Raw genomic sequence first — 26894 nt, 5'->3', positions numbered from 1 at the left:
AGAGAAACTATTAAAGTTCCTCTCTTAATTCTTTCTTATATTTATAGTATGTGTTGCGTGATAGTCCAACAAGTTTCATTACTTCAACATCTGATAAAGTACCTCTAAAGTCTTTAGAGTACTTAACAATCTTTTCTTTTGCTTCAGCTGACTTCTTAACAACTAGCTTCTTTCCTTTAGCTTGTCCTATCTGTTTACCTTGCTGTCTTGCTGTTTCTATTCCTTCTTTTGTTCTTTCTCTTAGGTCATCAACTTCTTTCTGTGCTTGTTCAAATGCTATTCTGATTTGTTTTTTTGCTAATGTTTTGAAGTATTTGTTTATACCTTTTAGTATCTCGTCAACATCTTCACCAGTTAATTCTATTTTATTATTTGATTCTTGTTTATACATTTCAGTATCAATATATCTTTCTTTTAAGAAAACCAGATTTATACCTTTTTCATATAAATCAAAATATAATTCAATTCCATCATCTGCATTTCTTGACATTCTAGAAACTGAATCAAATACTATTGTATCACCTTTTTTAACTTTAGATAATAGTTTCTTAAATTCTTTTCTGCCACTAACTTTAGTACCAGTATATGCTTCTTGATAGATTATTGCGTTATTATCATAATTTAATATATTTCTTATCTGTCTTTCTATAGATTGTTTTTTAGTACTTATTCTTGCATAACCATAAACTGCCATTTTGTTTACCTCTTTTTTATTTTAGTATTATTTTTGATGTTCGTTAATTTTGATACTTTGATATTAACCGATTTAATACTATATGTCAATACTTTTAATACTAAAATATATAAGGTTAAATTTAATACTATAAACTAGATACTCAATGATAATATTTATCAATTAGTTAATAGGGGTATTTTCATATTTTGAGCAAGTTTATTTTGTGCTAAAGCTTTATTAGTTGATTAATTTTTATCTCTCAAATTTTTCAGCTTATTATATTAGATTATGATAATTTAAAGGTATAAAGATATTAAGAAGTTTTTAAAGAGTCTTAAAATCGATTTAAATGTATCAGATTTTATTTAAAAATTGTAGGAAAACAAATTTCCCTAGATGTATAAATAGAATAGGTAAAAAAGAATAAATAATATTATTAATAAATCGCTCAAACACTACAAAATAAGTTAAAGGCTGCTTTTTATATTTTAAAGGATATTCTAGGCTCTTTTAGTCTGTAGTTCAGTCTGCAATAAAATTGATTAAATCAGCTTTAAATACTTAATATTATAGACTATAAAGTTAATTTATAAAGCACTATAGTATCTAGTATTTAAAGCTAATGTTGTAGACTAAAAACAGACTAAAAAAAGAGAGGTATAAACCTCTCTAAATTTTAAACACAATATTCAACTATATTTTCTTGGAAATTAGGATCTGTTAAAAAATCTAAATCAAACATAGGATTAAAATATGTAACCGTAATTATAAAGAAATTAGGTTCAGGCATTGTCAATTCGCCATATCCTACTCTAATATATCCATTTCCTGAATCAAATAAAACATAATAATCATCTATATGCACAGGTTCACCATATAATTCGGTTAAATCAGTGCATATTTTTTTCATACCATATTCCGAATCACTTTCACAAGTATCATTTACTATTGCACCATCAAATTCATACTGTTCGCTAAAATAAACAGTAGTTTCTCTTTCTTCATAAGGTTCTTGAGTATTCTTTTGAGTATGTATTTCTACATTACCTCCTTGATTTTCCATATTAAAGAAACTTTCATTTTCAAAACTAATTCCTTCATATCTTATAGCGTTTAATGTACCATTTGTGTACATATCACTTTCTGTTGGATTTATACCTATATCTTCTTTAATAATTGCTTCAACATTATATAAATCTTCCGTCCAACTTATATCTTTATATGGTGAATTATCAGTATAAGTTAATGCTGAAAATAATATCCAAACAATCATAACAACCAAAATTCCCAATGATATTTTAAAAACTTTTTTCTTATTTACTTTCATGCTTTACCCTCCAATCTAATTTATAATTATATTATATCAAATAGTATATTTGTTACAATATAGTAAATTTAAAAATAAGATATAAAAGTAAAAGCTAATATAATTTGATATTATTCGTATTTTTCAAAATTCCCGTCGACTCCTCATCTCGAATCGGTTGTTAAATTATACAAGATAATGAATATGGCATGTCAGTGCTAATATAATAGAAAGGCAAGATAATAACTACTATCTGCTCATAGGTTCCGACGCCTTGTCGTATCCGCGAGCAGATGGCGTCTCCAATAGTCGCTAGCTAGTAGTTATATATCTTGCCTTTTAGTTTGTAAAAATATATTACAAAATTTATTTATTAGAAACAATAAAAATAATTTTAGAAAAATTTATGAATTAAAAAAATATCTTGAAAATCATTTTAATTGAACTTACAATTACTTTATCAAGCTTGATAATGATTTTATAAAGAGGTGTTAAAATGATTATTGAAGAATTTGAAAATGTAAAAATAGCATACATGCGTAGAATAGGAGAGTATGGAAAAGAGAATAAAAAATTAATGGAAATATTTAAAGAATATTTAAAAGAGAATAGATTATTTGATGAAAATACTGTATTAGTTGGTATTGCTTTAGATAATCCAGTAGAAACACCAGCAACAATGCAAAGATATGATGTTGGTATCATAGTTAGAGATGAGTTAGATTATGATTTACTTATTCGTGAAATTGCAAATGGAGAATATGCTATATTTGAAGTTCCTCATACAAAAGAAGATATTATGCATTTTTGGAAAAATATACAGAATATAACAGCTAATTTACCAGTAGATACTTCAAAACCAATAATTGAGAGATATTCAAACTATAAAATTAATTCCCAGCTATGTGAATTCTGCATTCCTTTAAAATAGAAAAGATGACTTTTTATAATGTAATGAATATAAAACATAATGTTTATATAATCAGAAAATTTAAATAATATATAGATTATAAAAAAGCAAAGTGTTATAATAATAACAAATAATAAACTGGAAAGAGGGGGGAAATCTTATGTTTAGTGAATTAAATAAAAAATGGTATACAACTGTAATTGTTGAAAGTACAGAAGGACTAGAAGACCTTGCTAAAAAAATTGAAGAGGCTTCTGAAGAAATGTTGAAAAAACATACTTTTAAGTTGGTGACTTTTTCAATGGTGGGAACAGATAAAGCTATATTAGTATTTAAAAGATAATATATAGGTACTCGTTGTTATGACGGGTACTTTTTTAATTGAAAATAAAATATTAAGAATTATCTGTTAAATTTCTTGTTGGCGCATATCATGGATAGTATAATTGAAATATAAATAAAAAATATAATTTTAATAAGGAGATAAATTATATGAAAAAAATAAAATTGCTTCTGATATTTTTTGTTATATGTTTTTCTTTAGTAGGCTGTTCTTCTAATAATTCTCAAACAGAAGAAAATACAGGCGAAAAAGTTATATTTAAATCTACAATTTCTCCAAATGAGGAGTATGTTGAATCTAAAGATGAAGTAGTAACTCAAACAATTAAGGTAAGTCAAAATGAAGAAGGAGAGATTTTTGTAGAAGCCAGTTCAAATTCAGCATTTTTTGAAAAGATGAGTTATTTGGTGGAATACTATAAAGAGATAGATGAAAAAGATGTGGAGGTAAAATGGCTTACTCTTATGGGAAGTGACAAAGCGACAAAGGAAAATCAGCTCTGCGTTGCTGATGTCATCATAAAAGATGGAGCAGAGGTAGTTAGCGAAAGAAAAGTGAATTTCGCTAAAAAAGCTATTGAAACAATAGTTGAGGATATTACAACTGAACAATAATTAATAAAAATATAATAAAGGTATTTTTTAATAAATACATAGGCTAAAATTTAAAATTATTTGAAAGGAAGAAATCATAATGGCATCGAGTAAAGAATACTTAGATTTTATTTTAGAAAAATTATCGGATTTGGAAGAGATTACATATAGAGCTATGATGGGTGAGTTTATCATTTACTATAGAGGAAAAATTGTAGGTGGAATTTACGACGATAGATTTCTTGTAAAGCCAGTGAAATCAGCAATTAATTATATGCCAGCAGCTAGATATGAGTTACCTTATGAAGGAGTAAAAGAGATGTTGTTGGTAGATGAGGTTGATGATAAGGAGTTTTTAACAGGATTATTAAATGCAATGTATGATGAATTACCAGCTCCAAAGAAAAAGAAGAAAAAATAGGAATTTGTATTTTTAAGAACAACAAATAAATATAAATTTATGGAGGAAATAATATGTTTTGGTCTAAGAAAAAAGAGAAGAAACCACTTGATATAAAGTTAAAGGACGTATTTTCGATTATAAAATCAGATTATGACGAAGGAATTGCATTTTGCTTGATAGAGTTTATGCTAGATGACGAGATGTATACTATGGGATCTGTATTAACTCCTAATAGCGAAGAAATACAAGAAAATATATATTTTGTTTTTAATGACGATAGGTATGATACTTATGATGAGTTTGCAGAAAATGTTGAAATCAATGGAGTTAAGCTATCTAATTCTGATGAGGTGGTTACAATTGTTAGAGCGGGAATTATTGACGGAGATGCGATGATAAATACTCCTTGGGGAGATACTAGATTGGCGAAGATGGCAATTGAAAAATAATAAAAATCAGGACATGAAATAAATATAGATAATCCTGCTCAATTAGGTGTACAATTAAATAGATTCTTAAAAAATATTTAAAAAAATAGGGGGAATAGATATGAATAATTTTAATATTTTTGACATAACTGGCAAAAAAATACTTGTAACTGGTGGGAGTAGAGGTCTTGGTTATGGAATGGCAGAGGGATTTCTAAAAGCTGGTGCAGAAGTTGTAATAACTGGAACATCAGAAAAAGTATTTGAATCTGTTGAAAAACTTAAAAACTCTACTGGTGGGATAGCTCATGGTGTAGTGCTTAACCTAGATAACGCAGCAAACATATCACCTGCATTTGATGAAGTTATGGAACTTTTAGATAATAGACTAGACGTACTTGTAAATTGTGCAGGAATGCAGCATCGTTGCAAAGCTGAGGAGTTTCCTGTTGAAATGTGGGACAAGATTATAAATGTAAATCTAAGCTCTTTATTCAAAATATCTCAGCTTGCAGGAAGAGTTATGCTAGAGCAGGGAAGTGGAAAGATAATAAATATAGCTTCATTGACATCATTTATTGGAAGTGAATCTATACCTGCATACACTGCAACAAAAGGTGCTGTTATGCAGCTTACAAAAGCTCTTTCAAATGAATGGTCATCTCGTGGAGTGCAAGTAAATGCAATAGCTCCAGGGTATATGGAAACAGATTTAACTGCAAATATGAAAAGCTACAACCCAAAACAATATGAAGAGGTAACTAATAGAATTCCTATGCATCGTTGGGGTAAACCTGAGGATCTACAGGGAGTAGCGATTTTCTTAGCAAGTAGTGCTTCTGATTATATGAGTGGAGCAATAATTCCTGTTGACGGAGGATTTTTAGGAAAATAGATAATAAAAAAAGCTATCGTGAAAATTTTACGATAGCTTTTTTTATTTTAATTATTATATAATTTCAAAAACTAAAATTGTAATTATTCTTAAAAATAATTACTAAAAATAGAGTATTCATTGTAAAAATAGTTATAAATTTAGTGAATAATAATTTTTTGAAAGAAATGTGTTTAAATAAATTTAATGAGGGTATTTTAAAGGATTGTTAGTATTTTAATATAAATAAATTTAAAATTCAACAAAAATATAAAATATTAGGGGGTAAATATTTTGAATTTAAACAAAAGTATAACTGCAGTTGCTATAGCAGCTATGTTATTATCAATGAGCAGCTTTACTTCTGAAGCTGAGCCAATCAGAGGAACAAACCACAAAAAACACAATGATTTAAAAGTAGTTAAGATTCATTCAAAACATCATCATTCTCACGATAAATTTATTGGAGAGAACAGATATGAAACAAGTGCAAAGATTTTAGCTAATTACAAAAATAAGGATACGCTAATACTTGTAGACGCTTCAAGAGATATGTCTGATGGATTGTCTGCTGCTGCACTTTCAGGGAAATTAAATGCAAATATAGTGCCGATAAATCCTAAAAATATTGACGAATCTAGTGAAAAGATGATAAAAAAAGCAAAAAAAGTAGTATTAATCGGGGGATACAATGCAATACCGAAAGAATTTGAAAAAAGTTTGTCGGATAAAAAAGTTATAAGAATTGCTGGGAAAAATAGAGTAGAGACATCTAAAAATATAGCAAATTATATTGGAAATTATAAGAACGCGTATATAGTAAATGGGTACACCGGACAAGCTGATGCAATGAGTATAGCACCAGTATCTGCAAGGGATGTAAGTCCTATAATTTTGACTAAACCTAATGAAACTAATATTGATGAAAAAGAAGATGTAAAATACACAATAATAGGTGGAAAGGATGTAGTATCAGATTCTATTCAACAAGATACAAACTCATTTAGAATAGGTGGAGCAAATAGATATGAGACGAACAGAATGGTTTTAGAGAGATTTTATAAAAATAGAAGTTCAATATCATTCTGTAATGGAGAGACTCTTGTAGATGCATTATCAGGAACGTATTTTGCCAGAAATCACGGAATAGCCCTTGTAAATAGCGAGGAAAATCTTCACCTATTAAAAAATATAAATACAAATCAATTAGGTGGGCTTCCTTTAGATATAATGTTTGTAGTTCCGAGTTCTAATATTATAGAAAAGATAAATAATGAAAATTCTGTAGTAGATACAAATAAACCAGAAGAAAAGAAGGATAATTCAAATGAAAAGGACAAAGATAAGGATAAAAATACAAGTGAAAACGAAAATAAGAATTCCAATATTGAAAAGAATCCAAGTGGGGAACAAATTTTAGAGGATGAACAAGGTTCTAGTGGTAATCAAGAACCAACAGTAAATAAAGACTCTGAGTTAGACAAAGGCTCAGAAGATAATCAACAATCTGGGGATAACCAATCAGCAAATGATAATGAAAAAGATGTAAAAGTAAGTGATATGCTTATAGAAGGTGAAAATTTCAATAAAGAAATTAGAACATTAAAAGGATTCTCAGATGCAAATAAAATAGTGTTTAATAATGAAATACCTGATAACATAAATGAAATAGAGCATTTAAAATTAGATAAGGAAAGAAGAGGAAGCATAGTAGCTTATATAAAAGACAATACAATATATGTATCATCAAAAGATAGAATCTATGCAAATGAGAACAGCTATGAATTTATGAAGGATTTAAAAAATATAGAAGAAGTAGATTTAAGTAATTTAGATACATCAAAAGTAGTAGATATGAGTAGTTTATTCTATGGATGCAGTAGTTTAAAATCTATAAATGTAGACAATATAGACACATCAAATGTTGAAAATATGAGATCTTTATTTGCATATTGTAAAAACTTAGAAAGTATAGACCTAAATAAATTAAATACGTCAAATGTTACAGACATGAGTAATATGTTTTTAGAATGTCAAAGTTTAAAAGAATTAGATTTGAAAAACTTAGATACATCAAAAGTTGAGAATATGAGTTATATGTTTGGGGATTGTTATGGATTAACAGAATTAAATTTAGATAACTTAGATACATCAAAAGTGGAAAATATGATGACTATGTTTACAAACTGTAAGAATCTAAAAGAAATAGATTTAGAGGATATAGATACAGAAAGTGTTACAGATATGAATCATATGTTTTCTGGATGTTTAAGTCTGGAAAAATTAGATTTAAGCAACTTCAATACCTCAAAAGTAGAAGATATGTCTTATATGTTTGCTGCTTGTGATAAATTAAAAAATATAGATTTAGAGAATTTAGACACATCAAAAGTAACTGATATGACTGGAATGTTTAGTGGATGTGCTAATATCAATGCGAGCATAAATATAGAAAATGTTGTAGGTAAATACTATAAAATATTTGAATATTGTGCTGTAGAAAAAGGCACAAAGCTAACTTTAAATTATACAAATGATAAAACAAAAATGATAGCAAAAAATATGATTAAGACAAAAGAAGATTCATCTAATATAGTACTAGGAAAAGATTTAAAAAGTAAAAATAATGATGCTCAAATTAACAACCAACTAGAAAAAGATAATAATCAAGAAGATTCAACTGAAGTTGAATAAATATAAATTTAAAATAAGGGACTATCACAGTAATTTGTAATAGTCCCTTTCTATTTTGACCAATTAGTGCGGTCTATATACGGCATATTATATGGGGGATATATGACATATATTTATTTTAAGTTATTTGTGGCAACCACAACTACAGCAAGAACCATTAGAGTCTGAATCTGCTGTTCCTTTACAAGAGGAGCAAGTTTTTGCAGATGGACAACCTATGCATTTTACACCGCTTTTTTTAGCTTTTCTTATATAAAATGTTGCGCCTCCTATAATAGCTAGAAGTATTAAAATTACTACAATATTAGCCATAAATATCTCCTCCTTTCAAAATTTAAACTAAATTCTAGATAATTTAAAGTTAATATAACCTATAAATTAAGCTATTGATTTATTTCCTAAAGAGTATTCTTCATCGAATCTCTTATTTTCTTTTACAATAAGTCTTATTATAAATGCTGCTATTGCAAGTACTACAACAAGTCCTGGTAAGAATCCCTGTCCAACTGAACCAGTAGTTATAAGTGTTCCTATCTGGTAAACAAGGAATGCAACTGTATAACCTGCAGCGAACTGAAGTCCAACTCCACCAAGTAACCATTTTTTATCTTTGATTTCTGAATTCATTGCACCTATTGCAGCAAAGCAAGGTGGTGTATAAAGGTTGAACATTAAATATGCTAGAGCAGCTACTGAAGTAAGTCCCATAGTTGTTGCAACTGTATTAGCTCCACCTGTTAAAACAAGATCGTCTACATTTATGAAATTAGTTAATCCGTAAACTACAGCTATTGTACCTACGACATTTTCCTTAGCTATAAATCCTGTTATAGCTGCAGCTGCTAACTGCCAAGCTCCAAATCCTAGAGGTATTAATAATACTGCAAATGGAGAAGCTATTGAAGCTAGTATTGAAGTATGTTCCATACCTTCTGGAACTAACTGTAACTGCCAGTTGAATGACTGCATTATCTGAACTGCAGCATTACAAACAAGTATTATTGTACCAGCTTTTATTATATAAGCTTTTGCTCTTGAGAACATTGATATTACAGCTCTTTTTAAGCTAGGTATTTTATATTCTGGTAATTCCATTATAAAGAATGATTTTCTATATTTATGTCCAGTTATTTTTAATATAAGTAGAGAACTAAGAACTATTAAAAGTATTCCTACAAAGTACATTAATGTACCTACCCAAGACGCATCACTAAAGAATGCACCTGCAAATAAAGCTATTACTGGAAGTTTAGCACCACATGGCATAAATGGTGTAAGCATTGCAGTAGTTCTTCTTTCTCTTTCATTTCTTATTGTACGACAAGCCATAACACCAGGTATAGCACAACCAGTACCTATAACCATTGGTATTATAGATTTTCCAGAAAGACCAACTCTTTTAAATATTGGATCCATAACAACGCTGACACGAGCCATATATCCACAATCTTCAAGAAGTGCTATTAAGAAATACATAACCATTACTAGTGGAAGGAATCCAACAACGGCTCCAACACCACCTATGATACCATCTACAAGAAGTGCCTGTAGGAATGGAGATGCTCCAGATACCATTTCAGCTACATATCCCTGGAATGTTTCTATCCATCCAACAAGTATATCTGCTAAGAAAGGTCCAAGTTTTGACTGAGATATATCAAATACTAGCCACATAACAACGGCAAATATTGGTATACCAAGCCATTTATTAGCTAAAACTGCATCTATTTTATCTTGAGTATTTCTAGTTTTTGTTAATACTTTACGAGTTTCAACCTGACTAACTATTTTATTTACAAACTCAAATCTTTTTCTATCGGCTTTTTCAACTTCATTTTTATCATGAAGATTTATTTCTCCCTGATGATAAGGAGCAACCTGTTTTTTTCCTTTTGCTTCGATAGCTTTTGCAGCCACTTCAGCTATTCCTCTTTCATTAGTTGAAACAGTAGCTATTACTGGGCAACCAAGAGCCTCAGATAATTTTGCTACATCTATTTTAGTTTCTTTCTTATCAGTTAAATCGCTTTTGTTTAGTGCAACTACAACTGGTATTCCAAGTTCAAGAAGCTGAGTAGTGAAGAATAAACTACGGCTAAGATTAGTTGCATCAACTATATTTATGATTGCGTCTGGATTTTCGTGTTTTACATATCCGCTTGTTATACTTTCTTCTGATGTGAATGGAGACATTGAATATGCTCCTGGTAAGTCAACTGCTACAACATCTTCAATTGCTGTAGCACAGTAGTTCTTTTTAAGAGTACTTTCTCTTTTATCTACTGTAACCCCAGCCCAGTTTCCAACGTGCTCGTTACTTCCTGTTAATAAATTGTACATAGTGGTTTTCCCACTATTTGGATTTCCTGCTAAAGCTATCCTCATTTTTTAAATCCTCCTCCTTTTACTGCGATTAAAATCAATCCCATTAAAAATATATTTTATGATTTCATTACTGCCTAAATAGTTATATTAAAAGTATCTTTGATTAAATTAGAAATAATTTCAATTATATTAAAATTGCTTTTGCTAGATTTACATCTATGTTATAACGACCGTCCTTTACAGATACTACATAACTTTTACCAAATTTAGAAACTACAGTTATTTTTTCTCCACTGTAACATCCAAGTGAGAATAAAAATGCATTAAGTTCTTCGTCATCTGTCTGTATATCCTTTATTGTATATTCCTGCTCTAACTGAGCTTTTGTTAAATCCATAATTGTTTCCTCCTCAAAATCAAATCTTACAATAACAAAATAACAAAAGTAATAATCATTGTCAATAGAAAAGAAAAATCAAATAATGATAAAAATGACAATTTTTATCAAATAAGAAAATTGAGAGGTTAAATGAGAAAATTAATAATTAAAAAATCTTAAATCTAAATAAATATATATAAATAGGAAGTAACTTGACTATTTTTTAGAAATAATAATATAATAGAAAGATAAATTTTCAATAAGAATGGAGGGCGATAAAATGAAAGAACATATAAAACATGTTTTGAAATTGGCTTTTAGTATACATGGAGATACAGCTTCTTATGACGAAATACATGAAAGAATAGTAAGTGGGGGAGAAGTAAGAGGAACAAATCTTTGTATAATGATATTTGCAATATTTATAGCATCAATTGGGCTTAATATGAACTCAACTGCTGTTATAATAGGTGCGATGCTAATATCACCTCTTATGGGAACTATAATGGCTATAGGATATGGAATTGCTACTGGAGATATAGATGAAACAGAGGACTCTATTTTAGGGCTTCTATTCCAGGTAATTACCTGCCTTATAACTTCGGCTATATATTTTACAATAACTCCAATAACAACAGCTTCACCAGAGCTTCTAGCTAGAACTACACCTACAATATGGGATGTTTTGATTGCTGTTTTTGGTGGATTTGCGGGAATAATAGGATTTACTAGAAAAGAAAAATCAAATGTAATACCAGGTGTTGCAATAGCTACAGCACTTATGCCACCACTTTGTACTGCGGGATATGGTATAGCCATAAAATCATTTAAATATTTTGCAGGGGCACTTTATCTATTTATAATAAATACATATTTTATTTGCTTAGCTACAATAATAGGTCTCTTAATTATGAAAGTGCCTCAAAAGACTGAGAGAGATGAGGAGCGGAAAAAGAAATTTAGAGCGGTTCTTATAAGAAATACTGCAATAATAATAATTCCAAGTTTGATTTTTGCTATGAAAATGGTAGAAAAAGAGAAAGAGGATACAACAGAGCCAATAGGAATAAGTGGAATTTCATTAGATGTAAGAAAACTTAGTGAGCAGCTAAGTGTTATATATCCTGAAGTTTCAGATATTAGCGCTGGATATTTGAAAGAATGGGATTCTAGTGAAGAAAAACAACACGAAAATATGAATGTAATTGTGTATTTGAGTAAAGATATTTCAGCAGATAAAAAAGAAAAAATAAAAGAATTTATAGATGTAGAAACAAAATTTGATAAGATTCAATTCATTGTAAGAGGAGAATAAAAAATGGCTATTGCATATTTTGCAGTAGCCATTTTTTATTTAATTTAATGAAAAATCTATTTAATCTATACGAAAAGTAATAAACTTACAGCCATAAGCATCATCCCAGAAATCAAACCATATATTGAAAGGTGATGTTCACCATATTCTCGAGCTGCTGGAAGTAGCTCGTCAAATGATATAAACACCATTATTCCTGCCACAGATGCAAATATAATCCCAAACACTGTACTATTCATAAAAGGCATAAGAATTAACCATCCAACCAAAGCACCAATTGGTTCAGCAAGTCCTGAAATAAAAGAATATAGGAATGCTTTTTTCTTTGAACCTGTTGCATGATAGATTGGAATTGAAACAGAGATACCCTCTGGAATATTATGTATTGCTATTGCAAAAACTATTGGAAGGGCAAGTGCAGGATCTTCTAAAGCAGATACAAAGGTAGCTAACCCCTCAGGAAAATTATGTAAAGCTATTGCTAAAGCTGTAAACATACCTGTTCTCAAAAGTTTTGAATTATTATTTGATTTATTTTCCAGATCTTCAACCAATTTTAATTCATGTGGATTTTCTTCTGAAGGAATTAATTTATCTATAATAGCTATTACAAACATTCCTGCAAAGAAAGCCACAACAGTTAAAGTTGAACCAATTCTTTCGCCTAAAGTAGAGGCAATTGATTGTTGAGCTTCTGGAAAAATTTCTATCATAGATACATAAACCATTACACCAGCTGAAAAACCTAAGCTTACAGAAAGGAATTTTTTGTTTGTGCTCTTTGTAAGAAAGGCTATCAAGCTTCCTATAGAAGTGCTGAGACCAGCTACAAGTGTGAAACAAAATGCGATTAATACATTATTCATAATTAACCTCCTAAAATACAATTAGTGTTTAATAAATGAAAGTGAATATTAATTATAAAATAATATGCTTGACTTTTTTTGTCAAGGTGATAGAAGAAAATGAAAAAATTAAAAAACTAAGTGATTGCTATATAGAAGTTGACAAAAAATATCGATTAGGCTCAAACTATTGAAATTTCAATAAAAGTGAGAATATAATATTATGTTATAAAAAGTACTATATTTGTAAAATTAGCAAATTAGTTGATATAGGTGATAGAGGAGGGAATAAGATGTATCGTAAAAGGATAATTAGGCTTGCATTATTTACATTAGTTGGAAAGATGATAAGTGATGTAAGTGGAAAGAATAAGAATAACAAAAGCTCGGTAAATGTTCCAGATTTTGTGGGAGTTGTAGAAGTTAAACATAGCATAAAAGGAAGGATAAGATATAGAATTCCTAAATTAAAAGGGGATAATACATTAGCTGAGTATATAACGGGGCAATTATCAAAAGTAAAATTTATCAATAATGTAGAGGCAAATGCGATAACAGGAAGTCTTTTAATAAATTATGATTATGGGCAGATAGATCCTAACATGCTTACTGCTGCTATTGTAAAACTTTTGAATTTAGAGACTGAAATAAATAAAAAGAAGGATGCGTTAGTTACTAGAGAGCTTTCAAATATGAAAGAAGTACTAAATTTAGCTATATACAATAAAACAAAAGGAATTTTGGATATAAAATCGATTTATCTAATAATTATTATGGTATTTGCTGTTAGAGGAATAAGAACTGCACCAAAAATGATTCCAAATGGATATACAATGGCTAGATGGGCGTATAAAGAAATATAGTGTGTAGAGGTGGAATATGTTAAAGAAAATTATTGTATCAAAATTAATGAAAATAAAAGTAGCTCATAGCATTCCTGGAAGAATTAGATTCAAGGTAGCATCATTAAAAGACATACCAGACGAGTATATGATTTATGAAAAATACTTACATCAGGCATTACAAAAATTAGATGGAGTAGAAAATGTGGATGTAAACAAAATGACAGGAAGTATTTTAATTAATTATGATATTAAGAGAACTTATGAAGAAAAAATATTAAATTGGATAGATATAATTAAGGAAATTGGATTAAAAAATATAGATTTAATCGAAAAATATGGAGAATCTAATACAGAATATGTTGTTGATACTATAGAACAGCAATTAGATGAAGCTATAAAAAAATTAGCTTAGACTTGATGAAAGGAGGAATAGATATGGCTAGAAATAGCTTATTACTAAAAAGTAGTATAAAACATAAGATAGACGGAAGAATAAGACTTAGATGTGAAGCTCTAAAATATCTTTCAAATTATAAGGATGAAATAGAGGAAAAAATAGTATCTTCTTCATTTATTGATGAAGTTGGTGTAAATACAGTAATAGGTTCTATACTTATAAATTATAAAGTAGATGTTGACGAGAGTAGAATAATAAGTTTTGTAGATGGAATAATGGCAGAGTATGATGTTAAGGTATTTGCAGCTATGAGAGAACAGCATAATACCAATATGGAAGTTTCAGAAAAAAATGAAGAAACATCTGCAGATATTCTTAAAAGATTAGGATTAAATGTAGCAGTGCTAGGATATTCAATGGCAAAAGGTAGATTTGGGTGGGGAGATATTTACAATGTAGATAAATATGGTAGATATGGTAAATTCCTAACTTTACCTGCACTTGCATCTATATATCTAAACAAGGGATTAGTTGAAAATGGTGTATTTGGTGCTATTAAAAATAAAAGACTAAATGCAGATACATTGACACTTACATCTATAGCAGCAAGTTTAATGCTTGGAAATGATAAATCTGCACTGATGATAACTCTTTTATCAGATATAGCAGAACTTATGACTATATATACAATGGAAAAAACTAGAGACTCTATAAAAGAAATGTTCTCAGTAAATGAGGAAGAGGTATGGACAATAGATGAAAATGGAATACTTAAAAAAGTATCTATAGATGATATTGAAAAAGATGACAAAGTAGTAATACATACCGGAGAAAAAATATGTGTAGATGGAGAAGTTATTGAAGGAGAGGCTGTAGTGGATCAAGCTTCTGTTACAGGAGAATTTGTTCCAGCTATTAAAAAGATAGGAGAAAAAGTATTTGCAGGTACAGTTGTAAAAACAGGAAATATAACAGTTAAGACAGAAAAGGCTGGAGACGACACAGTAGTTTCTAGAATAATACATTTAGTTGAGGATGCAGCATCTAAAAAAGCACCAATACAGGACTATGCGGATAAATTCTCAAATTATCTAGTTCCATTTAACTTCTTGTTTGCAGGAATAATTTATATGGTTACAAAAAGTCCAGCTAGAGCTTTAAATATGATGATAATAGATTATTCTTGTGGAATTAAGCTTTCTACTGCAACAGCATTTTCTGCGGCTATAAATAATGCTGTTAAGAATGGTGTCCTTATAAAAGGAGGAAACTATTTAGAAGCTATGTCAAATTCAGATACTTTAATACTTGATAAAACTGGTACATTAACAGAAGGTAAACCTGCTGTTACAGGAATAGAAGTTTTAGATTCTGAGTTAAGTGAAAATGATGTTTTAAAAATAGCTGGTGCAGCAGAGGAAACATCATCTCACCCTATGTCTAAAGCAATAATAAATGAAATCGAAAAAAGAGGAATTGAAATACCAGTTCATGCTCCAGTTATAACACATATAGCTAGAGGTGTTGAAACTGATATAGATGGAGAAAGTGTTTATGTAGGAAGTAAGATATTCTTAAAAGAAAAAGGTATAGATATTAAAAATATAAAAGAAGCTGAAAAGAAATTATCATCATCTAGTTCAAACCTTATTTATGTTGGATATAAAGGAAAAACTTCTGCAATAATAGCTATAAAAGATAAGATGAGAGACAATATGAGAAAAGCTATAAATAATATAAGGTATCAAGGTGTAGATGATATTCTTTTACTAACAGGAGATTTAGAAAATCAAGCAAAAGAAGTTGCTACACTTATGGGAGTAGACAGATATAAGGCAGAACTTCTTCCAAAGGATAAAGCTGATGAGGTGCTAAAATATCAAGCTAATGGCTCAAGAGTTATGATGGTTGGAGATGGAATAAATGATGCTCCAGCTCTTGCATACTCAGATGTTGGTATAGCACTTGGAGGAGGAAGTACAGATGTGGCTATGGAGGCAGCTGATATTACTATACAGGGAGATAATCCTATGATGTTGCCTACAATAATAGATTTATCTAAAAAGACTATGAAGGTAGTCAAAGAGAACTTTGGAATGGTAATAGGAATAAACAGTGTCGGATTGATACTTAGTGCTGCAGGTGTACTTCCTGTATTTTTCGGAGCTGTACTTCACAATTCAAGCACAATATTAGTAGTTGCTAATTCACTTAGATTGCTATTCTTCAACATGGAGAGAGGGGTGTAATTTATGAATAATCCCACTATAGTTATTGCACATAAAATAAAGGGAAGAATAAGAATAAAACTTTCTCATCCTCTTAGAAATGGAAATAAGTTAATTGATAGTCTTATTAAAAAGGATGAAATATACAATGCTAAATATAATGAGATAACTAAATCAGTTCTTATAGAGTATAACCAATATCGAATAAGTGAAGATGAGGTGATAATAAGGGTTATAGCACTTTACTCAAGAAGTTATGACATGATTCCTATAAGACTTGTTTACGAATCAAAAAAGAAAAATCTACCTCCAATGGCATGCTATTCACTTGCAATGATTGGTATAGGTGGTATTTCTAAATACATAACAATGAATCAACAGATTTCTGATTTTATAAACTGGGCTGTTGTAGGGACAACAATAGGTGCTATAGGAGAACATGCCTATAATGAAGTAAATGAGAGAGGATATTTTGACCCAGAAGTTGTTTCTGTGATGTATTTAATAAATTCTGTAACAAAGGGTGAATTTTTAATTCCATCAGCTGTAACTTGGCTTACTACATTTGGAAGACATTTATTAGAGCTTTCTTATGGTGGAATTATGCTATCAGTTAGAGAATTAAAAAATAGAGAAGGAAGCACATATTTTGATGTATCAGTTAAACCTGATAATGAAATGTCAAAAAGTGCGGGAATGATTAGAGTATTTTTAGAGAGATTTATTGAATTAGAAAAAAACTCTATGGGAAAATCATTTATGGTTTCTGATAAGGGGATGGCTGGATATAGTGGGCAGTTGTATTCTGATGGTGTCTGTGAAAATTCATACATAGGAATGGACAGTAGAAGCTTAAAGTTTTACAGAGATGCCATAAAATAAAGCTATTTACAATAAATTTAAATTTATTGAATAGATATAACAATAAAAATAATAGAAGGAGTGGTAAATATGTTAAACGGAATAAATAAAGATCATTTAACAGGAGCATTAGTAGGAGTAGGTGTATGTGCAGTTGGATATTATGCATATAAAAAAAATCAGGAAAAAGTAGATAGCTTTTTGAGAAATCAAGGGATAAATTTAGCTAGTGACAATTGTAAAGAATTTGTTTCTATGAGCCTTGAAGAATTAATGGAAACAAAAGAAACATTAGAAGACCTTATAGCAGAAAAAGAAATGTTACTTAATGAAGTTCCAAAGGAAGCATGTGTAGAATAATATATTACATATAATATTAATTAATCAAAAAAATTTATAGTTATTATTTATTTATAAATCGTCAGTAAAAGATAAAATCTATTATTGACGATTTATTTTTTTGTATATAATTAAAAATATTTTTAATAGAAAAATCAAAAAAATATAGATATTGATGAAACAACTGAAAACACTATAGTAAAGTTGTAGGTTGCATATTTTGGGTAAAAAGTAATAAATCATAAATAAAATTAAAAAAAAGTTGCTAATTTTGTGAAAAATCATTGAATATGAAAATTTTGAAATAGATTAATATGTTTTTTGTATTGATAATCATTAAACAATAATAAACTTCTATCTTAGAAAGCTTAAATAATATAGACAAATATATTGTATAAATGATAACATTTAAACTAACGAGAGGAAATCTGAATATTACTAAAATACTAGCTAATATTATTTTTAGCTTTAATATCATAATGATATTAAAAGTTAAAAATTTTAAATAATATGAAAACGATATTTTGGGTTAACTTCTTGACGATGATATTGAGGGATTAAAAATAGGGTGATTTTATAATTATATTGAGTTTAGGACTTAAATATGGGAGATTTAAGTCCTAAATAATCGGCTAAGACATAAAATCACTGCAATCTATTAAATTTGTTTATAATCACTAAGAGTGATTAAAAATACATAATACTAATGGAGGATTTTTTTATGTCAACAGAAAAAGTAAAACATCCAAAGGGACTGTGGCTTGCTAACATAGCAACAGGTGTACAGTGTCACTGTGGATATGCGTTCTCATCTATATTCATACTTTTCATGACTGCAGATGTTGCGCAGAATGGTTTAGGTCTTAGTGTAGCTAAGGCATCATCAATAATAGGTCTTTATACAGCAATAAACTACATGGGATCAATATTTGGAGGATGGATAACAGATAACTATCTAGGAATTCAGAAATCATTAATTTTAGGTTCATTCTTAAATGGTTTAGCATTTATCGTTATGTTCTTCGCTCCAGCAACAGTAGCTGGTATATGGTCAGGTCTTATAATTCTTATAGTGGCCGGTATGTTCTTTAAAGGTCAGATAGGTGCTCTTATAGGTTCTCTTTATGGTCCTACAGAGTTTACTAGAAAAGATGCGGCTTTCGCATTATACTACATGGCTATAAATATAGGTGCATTCTTCGGTCCAATAATATCAGGTCTTATAGCAGATAAATGGTTCGCTGAAATAGCAGCTACAGGTGAAATAGTTTCATTCGGATATAAATATGTATTCTTAATGAACGGTATATTAATGATAGGTGTATCTATATTCATATTCCTAACAGCTCCAAAATTATTAGGAGATGTAGCTAAATACCCAGTTAATGGTAAAGGTGCAGCTAAAGCAGCTAAAGCAGCTGGTAAAAAAGAAGTTGTTGAACATCAGCCTTTAACTCAGACAGAAAAGAAAAGAATATTATCAATGGTTATATTATTCGTATTCGTTGTATTATTCTGGTCAGCTTGGTTCCAGACTCAGTCTTCATTCTCAATATTAATGAATGACTTAGTTCAGAGAGAGTACGGAAGCTTCACTATACCAGTTCCATGGTTAGTTGCTTACAACTCTATACTTTGTGTTATATTTGCTCCTTTAATGGCTAAATTATGGTTAAAATTAGGACAGAGCAAAAGAGGAGACTTATCTATACCAACTAAAATGGCTTTAGGTATGTTATTCACAGCAGGAGCATTCGTAATACTTATAATAGGTATAAACACTCTTGGCGGTGTAGTAGATGGTTCTAAAAAAATGAGCTTAATATTCGTATTAGTAGCTTACTTAGCATTAACAATAGGTGAACTTTGTATATCTCCAATAGGACTAGCAATGTTCAACAAACTAGCTCCAGTAAGATATGGTTCATTAGCAATGGGTGCTTGGTACTTAAGTAACTGTTTCGCAAACTTAATATCTGGTAAATTAAGTGGACTTACTTCAACTATGGGATACGTTCAGATATTCGGTTCTATATCAGCAGTTCTTATAGTATTCGCATTAATGTTATTAGTACTTAGAAAAGGTATAGTTAAATTAATGGCTCTTGATGAATTTGAAGAAGCTTAAGATTTAAATAATATAGAAAACATATATAAAACTGTAAATATACTACACTTAGATGAGTATATAAAAATTACGCAAGATAAAAGGTGTAGCTATAAAAGCTACACCTTTATTTTAAATAAATATCTTGAAAATAAACAATATAGAGGAAAGAGGGAGATTTAAAATGGCAAAAAATCTTTGGACAAAATATACTGCTTGCCAGCTTGAAGAATTAGAAGCAGTGAACGAAAAATACAAAAAATGCTTAGATGAAGGTAAAACAGAAAGAGAATGTGTTACTTTATCAGTTAGAATGGCTGAAGAAGCAGGATACAGAAACATCAAAGATGTAATAGCTGAAGGAAAAGAATTAAAAGCAGGAGATAAAGTTTATGCAGTTTGTATGAACAAATCATTAGCTTTATTCCAGATAGGTAAAGAACCTATATCTCATGGTATGAACATACTAGGAGCACATATAGATTCTCCACGTATAGATGTAAAACGGAATCCTTTATATGAAACAGATGGATTAGGATACTTAGATACTCACTACTACGGTGGTATAAAAAAATATCAGTGGGTTACAACTCCACTATCACTTCACGGTGTAGTAGCTAAAAAAGACGGTTCAGTAGTTAATGTTAATATAGGTGAAGACCCAACAGATCCTATATTCTTAGTAACTGATTTATTAGTTCACTTAGGTGCAGCTCAGTTAGAAAAGAAAGCATCTGTAGTTATAGAAGGGGAAAACTTAGACCTTCTAATAGCTAGTAAACCATTAGCTGAAACTGAATTAAAAGAAGATCAGAAAGATGCAGTAAAAGCAAACGTATTAAAAATATTAGCTGAAAAATACGGAATGGAAGAAGACGACTTCAAATCAGCAGAACTTGAAATAGTTCCAGCAGGAAAAGCTAGAGACTGTGGTATAGACAGAAGTATGATAATGGCATACGGACATGATGATAGAATATGTTCATTCCCATCATTATTCGCTATGTTAGAAGTTGAAAACCCAGAAAGAACAACTTGCTGCTTACTAGTAGACAAAGAAGAAATAGGAAGTATGGGTGCAACAGGAATGCAGTCAAGATACTTCGAAAATATGGTAGCTGAATTGGTATTATTAACTGAAGGAGATTCTAATGTTAAAGTAAGAAGAGCACTTCAGAACTCTAAAATGTTATCATCTGACGTAAGTGCTTGCTACGATCCAATGTTCGCAGAAGTATTCGAAAAAAGAAGTTCTGCTTTCTTTGGCCAGGGGATAACATTCAACAAACATACAGGTGCTAGAGGTAAAAATGGATCAAATGATGCAAATGCTGAATACGTAGCAGAATTAAGAAGAATAATGGACGAAGCAGATGTAGAATACCAGATGGTTGAAATGGGTAAAGTAGACGCTGGTGGCGGTGGAACAATCGCTTACATAATGGCTAACTACGGAATGCAGGTAATAGACTGTGGTGTTGCAGTACTTAACATGCATGCTCCATATGAAGTAGGAAGCAAAGCTGATATATACGAAGCTGTAAGAGCTTACAAAGCATTCCTTTTAAATGCATAAGATAAATTTTATAGTTTAATATATATGAATTGATAATAAAGTACTGTTGTATTTATACTTATAATATTTTACAACAGTACTTTTTTTGTGTATAAAAATAAAAATTATAACAAAAAAGTATTAAAAAAATAAAGTTATAATGTGGACATATAATTTACAAAATGTTATGATAATAACAGAGAGGAAATTGTTTTCTTATCTAAAATCAGTGTTTAGACTTAAAATTTATGAGGGAGAAATAGTTGCACTGTGAAGTTTAAAATTTAAGTTACCTTATAAAAATTGGAGGGATTAGAAATGGATATGAAGAAAAATCTTTGGAACAAGTATACTGATGCTCAGTTAAAAGAATTAGAAGAGGTTAATGAACAGTATAAGAATTGTTTAAATCTATGTAAAACAGAAAGAGAAGCTATAGATTTTACATTAGAAAAAGCAAAGGAAGCAGGATTTAAAGATTTAAAAGAAGTTATAGCAGAAGGTAAAAAATTAAACGTTGGTGATAGAGTTTATGCTTGCTGTATGAATAAATCAATAGTATTATTCCAGATAGGTAAAGAACCTATATCTCATGGTATGAATATACTAGCTGCACATATAGATTCTCCTAGATTAGATATAAAACGGAATCCTTTATATGAAACAGATGGATTAGCATATTTAGACACTCATTATTATGGTGGAATAAAAAAATATCAGTGGGTAGCTGAACCATTAGCACTTCATGGTGTAATAGCTAAAAAAGATGGAAGTGTAGTAAAAGTTAATATAGGTGAAGATGAAAATGATCCTGTATTCTTAGTAACTGATTTACTTGTACATTTAGGTGCAGCTCAGTTAGAAAAACCAGCAGCAACAGTTATAGAAGGTGAAAAATTAGATATACTAATAGCTAGTAAACCATTAGCAGAATCAGAATTAAAAGAAGATGAAAAAGATGCTGTAAAAGCAAATGTATTAAAATTATTAAAAGAAAAATATGACATGGAAGAATTAGATTTCCAGTCAGCAGAACTTGAAATAGTTCCAGCAGGAAAAGCAAGAGATTGTGGATTAGATAGAAGTATGATAGCTTCATATGGACACGATGATAAAATATGTGCATTCCCATCTTTACTTGCTATGCTTGAAGTTAAAGATACAGAAAAAACATCTTGCTGCTTATTAGTAGATAAAGAAGAAATAGGAAGTATGGGTGCAACAGGAATGCAGTCAAAATTCTTTGAAAATATGGTAGCAGAAGTAGTTGCATTAACAGAAGGAGATTCTAATGTTAAAGTAAGAAGAGCTCTTCAGAATTCTAAAATGTTATCATCAGATGTAAGTTCTTGTTACGACCCACTTTACGCAGAATACTTCACAAGAAGAAGTGTAGCTACAATAGGATTTGGTATAACATTCAATAAACATACTGGATCTAGAGGTAAAAATGGATCAAATGATGCAAATGCTGAATATATAGCAAATTTAAGAAAAATAATGGATGATGCAGAAGTTGGATATCAGTTAGTTGAATACGGAAAAGTAGACGTAGGTGGAAGTGGAACAATAGCTTACATATCTGCAAACTACGGAATGGAAGTAATAGACTGTGGAATATCTGTGCTTAACATGCATGCACCATACGAAGTAGGAAGCAAAGCGGATGTATACGAAGCATACAGAGCGTACAAAGCATTCCTTTTAAATGCATAATATATTAAATGTATAATATAAAAAATAATATAAAGTATAAAAAATAATATATGATTTTATAATATATACAATAAGTACATTGGATAATTACGATTCAATGTACTTATTTTTTTGTTTAAAAATCAATACAAAAACATTATAGATTAAAATTAAAATGTGTAATTTTTGACAAAATATAAAAAATACAAAAAGCTAAAAATATTAAGCTATAGAGATAATAATGACATATTTATTATAAAAATTACAATTAATATATATAAAATCTAATTTAAAAAAATAAGAAAGTAAATAAATTATATTCTGAAAATATGAAATTAAATATTTAAACTTAAATTAAAGTAAACTTATATATAATTATGTATATAATGTAAACTACAAATAAAAATAGGGTATAGACAAAGAATAATCTTGATGTTAATATAATAACTATAAAGAAAAGAAAACGTTTTTAATTATAAAAACAACAATAATTTAATTTGAAATTTAATAAATTAATAAATATATAGATAATATATTTATTAATTCAATATTTAATATATTATAAAAAATAATGAAAAATAATGAAAAATATAAATAAAAAAATCTCCAAAATGATAAAAAATATTCAAATATTAAAACTTAATAAATCAAATATTAACTTAATAAATTGAATATAAAAAAGATATAAATTAAAAATTTATATATATATTTAAAGGAGGAAAATCTTATGTCAGAAAAAACTAAGCATCCAATAGGGCTTTGGCTAGTAAACATTTCTATAGCACTTCAGAGCTACTGTGGATATGCATTCTCATCTGTATTTATACTATTCTTAACAGCAGATGTTAGTGCTAACGGTCTAGGTCTTAGCGTTGCTAAGGCATCATCAATAATAGGTCTTTATACAGCGGTAAACTATATGGGTTCTATTCTTGGTGGATGGATAACAGATAACTATTTAGGAATCCAAAAATCATTAGTATTAGGTTCAATACTAACAGCATTAGGTTATCTAACTCTATTCTTTGCAAAACCATCAATAGGTGGTATATGGATGGGATTATTAGTCCTTATATTAGCAGGTATGTTCTTTAAAGGACAGATAAGTAACCTTGTTGGTTCTCTTTATGACCAAGATGATTTAAGTAGAAAAGATGCAGCATATGCTCTATTCTACATGGCTATAAACATAGGTTCATTCTTTGGTCCAATATTCTCAGGTCTTATAGCAGATAAATGGTTCGCTGAAATATCAGCAAGTGGAGAAATATTATCTTATGGATATAGATATATATTCTTAATGTCAGCTATAGTAATGTTCTTTGTAGCTGTTTTCATAGCTGTAATGTCTCCAAAATGGTTAGGAGAAGTTGGTAAATATCCAGTAAATAAAAAAGCTAATAAGAAAACAAAAGCATCAACAGAAGAACATCATCATGAACATGAACACAAACCTTTAACAGAAACAGAAAAGAAAAGAATTGTTGCAATGGCAGTATTATTTGTATTCGTCGTATTATTCTGGGCTGCATGGTTCCAGACTCAGACTTCATTCTCAATATTAATGAATGATTTAGTTAATAGAAAAGTCGGCGGATTTAATATACCAGTTCCATGGTTAGTATCATTCAATGCTATACTATGTGTAACATTCTCTCCAATACTAGGTAACTTATGGTTAAAACTAGAAAAAACTGAAAGAGGAGACTTACCAATACCAACAAAAATGGCATTAGGTATGTTATTAACAGCAGCAGCATTCGTAGTTTTAATATTAGGTATAAGAACTCTTGGTGGTGTATTAGACGGAAGTGCTAAAATGAATATACTATTCGTATTATTAGCATACTTCTTATTAACATTAGGTGAGCTTTGTATATCTCCAATAGGTATGGCAATGTTTAATAAGCTTGCTCCAGTTAGATATGGATCACTTGCAATGGGTGCTTGGTATCTAAGTAACTTCTTTGCAAACTTACTATCAGGTAAATTAGCAGGACTTACTTCAACAATGGGATATGTTCAGATATTTGGAACAATATCAGGAGTACTTATAGTATTCGCGGTAATGCTATTCATATTAAGAAAGAAACTTGTTAAGTTAATGGCATTAGATGAATTTAAAAATAAATAATATTGATAAAAAAATAAATAATATTGATAAAAAGTGTAGCGGTTATCCGCTACACTTTAAATATACATTTTGCTAAAAACCTTTAGTAACAGAATATAAAATAAATATACTTAATAAAGAAAGAGGGCTTTTGAAATGTCAAAAAATCTTTGGACAAAATACAATGATTGTCAGCTTAAAGAACTAGAAGCAGTAAATGAAAAATACAAAAAATGCTTAGATGAAGGTAAAACAGAAAGAGAATGTGTTACTTTATCAGTTAGAATGGCTGAAGAAGCAGGATATAGAAACATCAAAGACGTAATAGCTGAAGGAAAAGAATTAAAAGCAGGAGATAAAATTTATGCTGCTTGTATGAAAAAATCACTAGCTTTATTCCAGATAGGTAAAGAACCTATATCTCATGGTATGAACATATTAGGAGCACATATAGATTCTCCACGTATAGATGTAAAACGGAATCCTCTATACGAATCAGAAGGATTTGCTTATTTAGATACTCATTACTACGGTGGTATAAAAAAATATCAGTGGGTTACAACTCCACTATCACTTCACGGTGTAGTAGCTAAAAAAGACGGTTCTGTTGTAGAAGTTAATATAGGAGAAGACCCAACAGATCCAGTATTTGTAATAACAGATTTATTAATACATTTAGGAGCAGCTCAGTTAGAAAAGAAAGCAGCTACAGTTATAGAAGGAGAAAATTTAGACCTATTAATAGGAAATAAACCTCTTTCAGAAACAGAATTAAAAGAAGACGAAAAAGATGCGGTAAAAGCAAATATACTAAAAATATTATGTGAAAAATATGGAATGGAAGAAGTAGATTTCCAGTCAGCAGAACTTGAAATAGTTCCAGCTGGAAAAGCTAGAGACTGTGGTATAGACAGAAGTATGATACTTGCATATGGACATGATGATAGAATATGCTCATTCCCATCATTATTCGCTATGTTAGAAGTTGAAAATCCAGAAAGAACATCTTGCTGCTTACTAGTAGATAAAGAAGAAATAGGAAGTATGGGTGCAACAGGAATGCAGTCAAAATACTTCGAAAATATGGTAGCAGAATTAGTTGCATTAACTGAAGGCGATTCAAATGTTAAAGTAAGAAGAGCTCTTCAAAATTCTAAAATGTTATCATCAGATGTAAGTGCTTGCTATGATCCTCTATTTGCAGAAGTATTTGAAAAAAGAAGCTCAGCATTCTTAGGAAAAGGTATAACATTCAATAAACACACAGGTGCTAGAGGCAAGAACGGATCAAATGATGCAAATGCTGAATATATAGCTGAATTAAGAAGAATAATGGACGAAGCAGATGTAGAATACCAGATGGTTGAAATGGGTAAAGTAGACGCTGGTGGCGGTGGAACAATCGCTTACATAATGGCTAACTACGGAATGCAGGTAATAGACTGTGGTGTTGCAGTACTTAACATGCATGCTCCATATGAAGTAGGAAGCAAAGCTGATATATACGAAGCTGTAAGAGCTTACAAAGCATTCCTTTTAAATGCATAAAATCTAGTTTGTAATATATAAGTTCTAAACTATTTTTATAATATAAATAACTAAACATGCCGTTGTAATATCTTGTAAAAGAGATAAATACAGCGGTATTTTTATGTTGAAAACG

Annotated in this window: 24 protein-coding genes; 18 read left to right on the top strand and 6 right to left on the bottom strand. The window is 29.6% G+C overall.

The features are described 5' to 3' along the window. Positions 1-10: 10 nt before the first annotated feature. A complete protein-coding gene (locus ACK2WO_RS00525) occupies positions 11-694 on the bottom strand; it encodes a recombinase family protein (protein ID WP_414698077.1) in 684 nt (227 codons plus the stop codon). 658 nt (positions 695-1352) lie between these two features. Next, entirely contained in the window at positions 1353-2003 is a 651-nt protein-coding gene (locus ACK2WO_RS00520; RefSeq protein WP_414698076.1) for a hypothetical protein, read from the bottom strand. 475 nt (positions 2004-2478) lie between these two features. On the opposite strand from ACK2WO_RS00520, the gene ACK2WO_RS00515 reads away from it, so the two are divergent. From ACK2WO_RS00515 to ACK2WO_RS00485, 7 genes are all read left to right on the top strand, one after another. Beyond that, a complete protein-coding gene (locus ACK2WO_RS00515) occupies positions 2479-2913 on the top strand; it encodes a GyrI-like domain-containing protein (RefSeq protein WP_414698075.1) in 435 nt (144 codons plus the stop codon). Positions 2914-3052: 139 nt separating this feature from the next. Beyond that, a complete protein-coding gene (locus ACK2WO_RS00510; RefSeq protein ID WP_118549246.1) occupies positions 3053-3235 on the top strand; it encodes a hypothetical protein in 183 nt (60 codons plus the stop codon). Positions 3236-3384: 149 nt separating this feature from the next. After that, on the top strand, positions 3385-3849 hold the full coding sequence (locus ACK2WO_RS00505; RefSeq protein ID WP_414698074.1) for a hypothetical protein: 465 nt from the start codon (positions 3385-3387) through the stop codon (positions 3847-3849). 79 nt (positions 3850-3928) lie between these two features. Continuing rightward, positions 3929-4249 (top strand): TfoX/Sxy family protein, encoded by a 321-nt coding sequence (locus ACK2WO_RS00500; RefSeq protein WP_178412248.1) that lies wholly within the window; start codon positions 3929-3931, stop codon positions 4247-4249. A 53-nt stretch (positions 4250-4302) separates the two neighbouring features. Then, a complete protein-coding gene (locus tag ACK2WO_RS00495) occupies positions 4303-4680 on the top strand; it encodes a hypothetical protein (RefSeq protein WP_414698073.1) in 378 nt (125 codons plus the stop codon). A 100-nt stretch (positions 4681-4780) separates the two neighbouring features. Further along, positions 4781-5554 carry an SDR family oxidoreductase gene (locus ACK2WO_RS00490; protein ID WP_414698072.1) on the top strand — a complete coding sequence of 258 codons (774 nt, stop codon included), beginning with the start codon at positions 4781-4783 and terminating at the stop codon, positions 5552-5554. 273 nt (positions 5555-5827) lie between these two features. Further along, positions 5828-8227: a BspA family leucine-rich repeat surface protein gene (locus ACK2WO_RS00485; protein WP_414698071.1), complete on the top strand. Its 2400-nt coding sequence runs from the start codon at positions 5828-5830 to the stop codon at positions 8225-8227. Between the two features lie 123 nt (positions 8228-8350). On the opposite strand, the gene ACK2WO_RS00480 is transcribed toward ACK2WO_RS00485, so the two are convergent. From ACK2WO_RS00480 to ACK2WO_RS00470, 3 genes are all read right to left on the bottom strand, one after another. After that, the gene (locus tag ACK2WO_RS00480; RefSeq protein ID WP_178411774.1) at positions 8351-8539 is read right to left on the bottom strand and encodes a FeoB-associated Cys-rich membrane protein; all 189 of its coding nucleotides are present in this window, start codon (positions 8537-8539) and stop codon (positions 8351-8353) included. Between the two features lie 66 nt (positions 8540-8605). Continuing rightward, the gene (gene feoB / locus ACK2WO_RS00475) at positions 8606-10612 is read right to left on the bottom strand and encodes a ferrous iron transporter B (RefSeq protein ID WP_414698070.1); all 2007 of its coding nucleotides are present in this window, start codon (positions 10610-10612) and stop codon (positions 8606-8608) included. A gap of 124 nt (positions 10613-10736) precedes the next feature. Beyond that, a complete protein-coding gene (locus tag ACK2WO_RS00470) occupies positions 10737-10949 on the bottom strand; it encodes a FeoA family protein (RefSeq protein ID WP_006440614.1) in 213 nt (70 codons plus the stop codon). A gap of 262 nt (positions 10950-11211) precedes the next feature. On the opposite strand from ACK2WO_RS00470, the gene ACK2WO_RS00465 reads away from it, so the two are divergent. Continuing rightward, positions 11212-12246, top strand: a complete 1035-nt coding sequence (locus ACK2WO_RS00465; RefSeq protein WP_178411778.1) for a TIGR00341 family protein — start codon at positions 11212-11214, stop codon at positions 12244-12246. A gap of 65 nt (positions 12247-12311) precedes the next feature. Here the strand turns inward: ACK2WO_RS00465 and zupT are convergent, their stop codons facing one another. Then, the gene (gene zupT / locus ACK2WO_RS00460; RefSeq protein ID WP_414698069.1) at positions 12312-13112 is read right to left on the bottom strand and encodes a zinc transporter ZupT; all 801 of its coding nucleotides are present in this window, start codon (positions 13110-13112) and stop codon (positions 12312-12314) included. Positions 13113-13384: 272 nt separating this feature from the next. Here zupT and ACK2WO_RS00455 point away from each other — a divergent pair, with 272 nt between their 5' ends. The 10 genes from ACK2WO_RS00455 to ACK2WO_RS00410 all read left to right on the top strand — a co-directional run bounded on the left by ACK2WO_RS00455 (position 13385) and on the right by ACK2WO_RS00410 (position 26779). Further along, the gene (locus ACK2WO_RS00455; RefSeq protein WP_414698068.1) at positions 13385-13954 is read left to right on the top strand and encodes an HMA2 domain-containing protein; all 570 of its coding nucleotides are present in this window, start codon (positions 13385-13387) and stop codon (positions 13952-13954) included. A gap of 16 nt (positions 13955-13970) precedes the next feature. Further along, on the top strand, positions 13971-14348 hold the full coding sequence (locus tag ACK2WO_RS00450; protein WP_178411781.1) for a cation transporter: 378 nt from the start codon (positions 13971-13973) through the stop codon (positions 14346-14348). 23 nt (positions 14349-14371) lie between these two features. Beyond that, complete coding sequence (locus tag ACK2WO_RS00445; RefSeq protein ID WP_414698067.1) at positions 14372-16582, top strand: heavy metal translocating P-type ATPase; 2211 nt, start codon at positions 14372-14374, stop codon at positions 16580-16582. 3 nt (positions 16583-16585) lie between these two features. Next, positions 16586-17443: a hypothetical protein gene (locus ACK2WO_RS00440; RefSeq protein WP_178411783.1), complete on the top strand. Its 858-nt coding sequence runs from the start codon at positions 16586-16588 to the stop codon at positions 17441-17443. A gap of 69 nt (positions 17444-17512) precedes the next feature. Continuing rightward, positions 17513-17782, top strand: coding sequence for a hypothetical protein (locus ACK2WO_RS00435; RefSeq protein ID WP_414698066.1), 270 nt, complete (start codon positions 17513-17515; stop codon positions 17780-17782). Positions 17783-18482: 700 nt separating this feature from the next. Beyond that, positions 18483-19889, top strand: coding sequence for a peptide MFS transporter (locus ACK2WO_RS00430; RefSeq protein ID WP_414698065.1), 1407 nt, complete (start codon positions 18483-18485; stop codon positions 19887-19889). Positions 19890-20052: 163 nt separating this feature from the next. Next, on the top strand, positions 20053-21444 hold the full coding sequence (locus ACK2WO_RS00425; protein WP_414698064.1) for an aminopeptidase: 1392 nt from the start codon (positions 20053-20055) through the stop codon (positions 21442-21444). Between the two features lie 303 nt (positions 21445-21747). Then, positions 21748-23139 carry an aminopeptidase gene (locus ACK2WO_RS00420; protein WP_414698727.1) on the top strand — a complete coding sequence of 464 codons (1392 nt, stop codon included), beginning with the start codon at positions 21748-21750 and terminating at the stop codon, positions 23137-23139. Between the two features lie 706 nt (positions 23140-23845). Next, a complete protein-coding gene (locus ACK2WO_RS00415) occupies positions 23846-25252 on the top strand; it encodes a peptide MFS transporter (protein WP_414698063.1) in 1407 nt (468 codons plus the stop codon). Between the two features lie 135 nt (positions 25253-25387). After that, on the top strand, positions 25388-26779 hold the full coding sequence (locus tag ACK2WO_RS00410; protein WP_414698062.1) for an aminopeptidase: 1392 nt from the start codon (positions 25388-25390) through the stop codon (positions 26777-26779). Positions 26780-26894 lie beyond the last annotated feature (115 nt).

Source organism: Peptacetobacter sp. AB845, from assembly GCF_047528295.1.
GTDB lineage: Bacteria > Bacillota > Clostridia > Peptostreptococcales > Peptostreptococcaceae > Peptacetobacter.
Note: the sequence above shows the minus strand (reverse complement) of the source record. Positions and strands in the feature narration are given on the sequence as shown.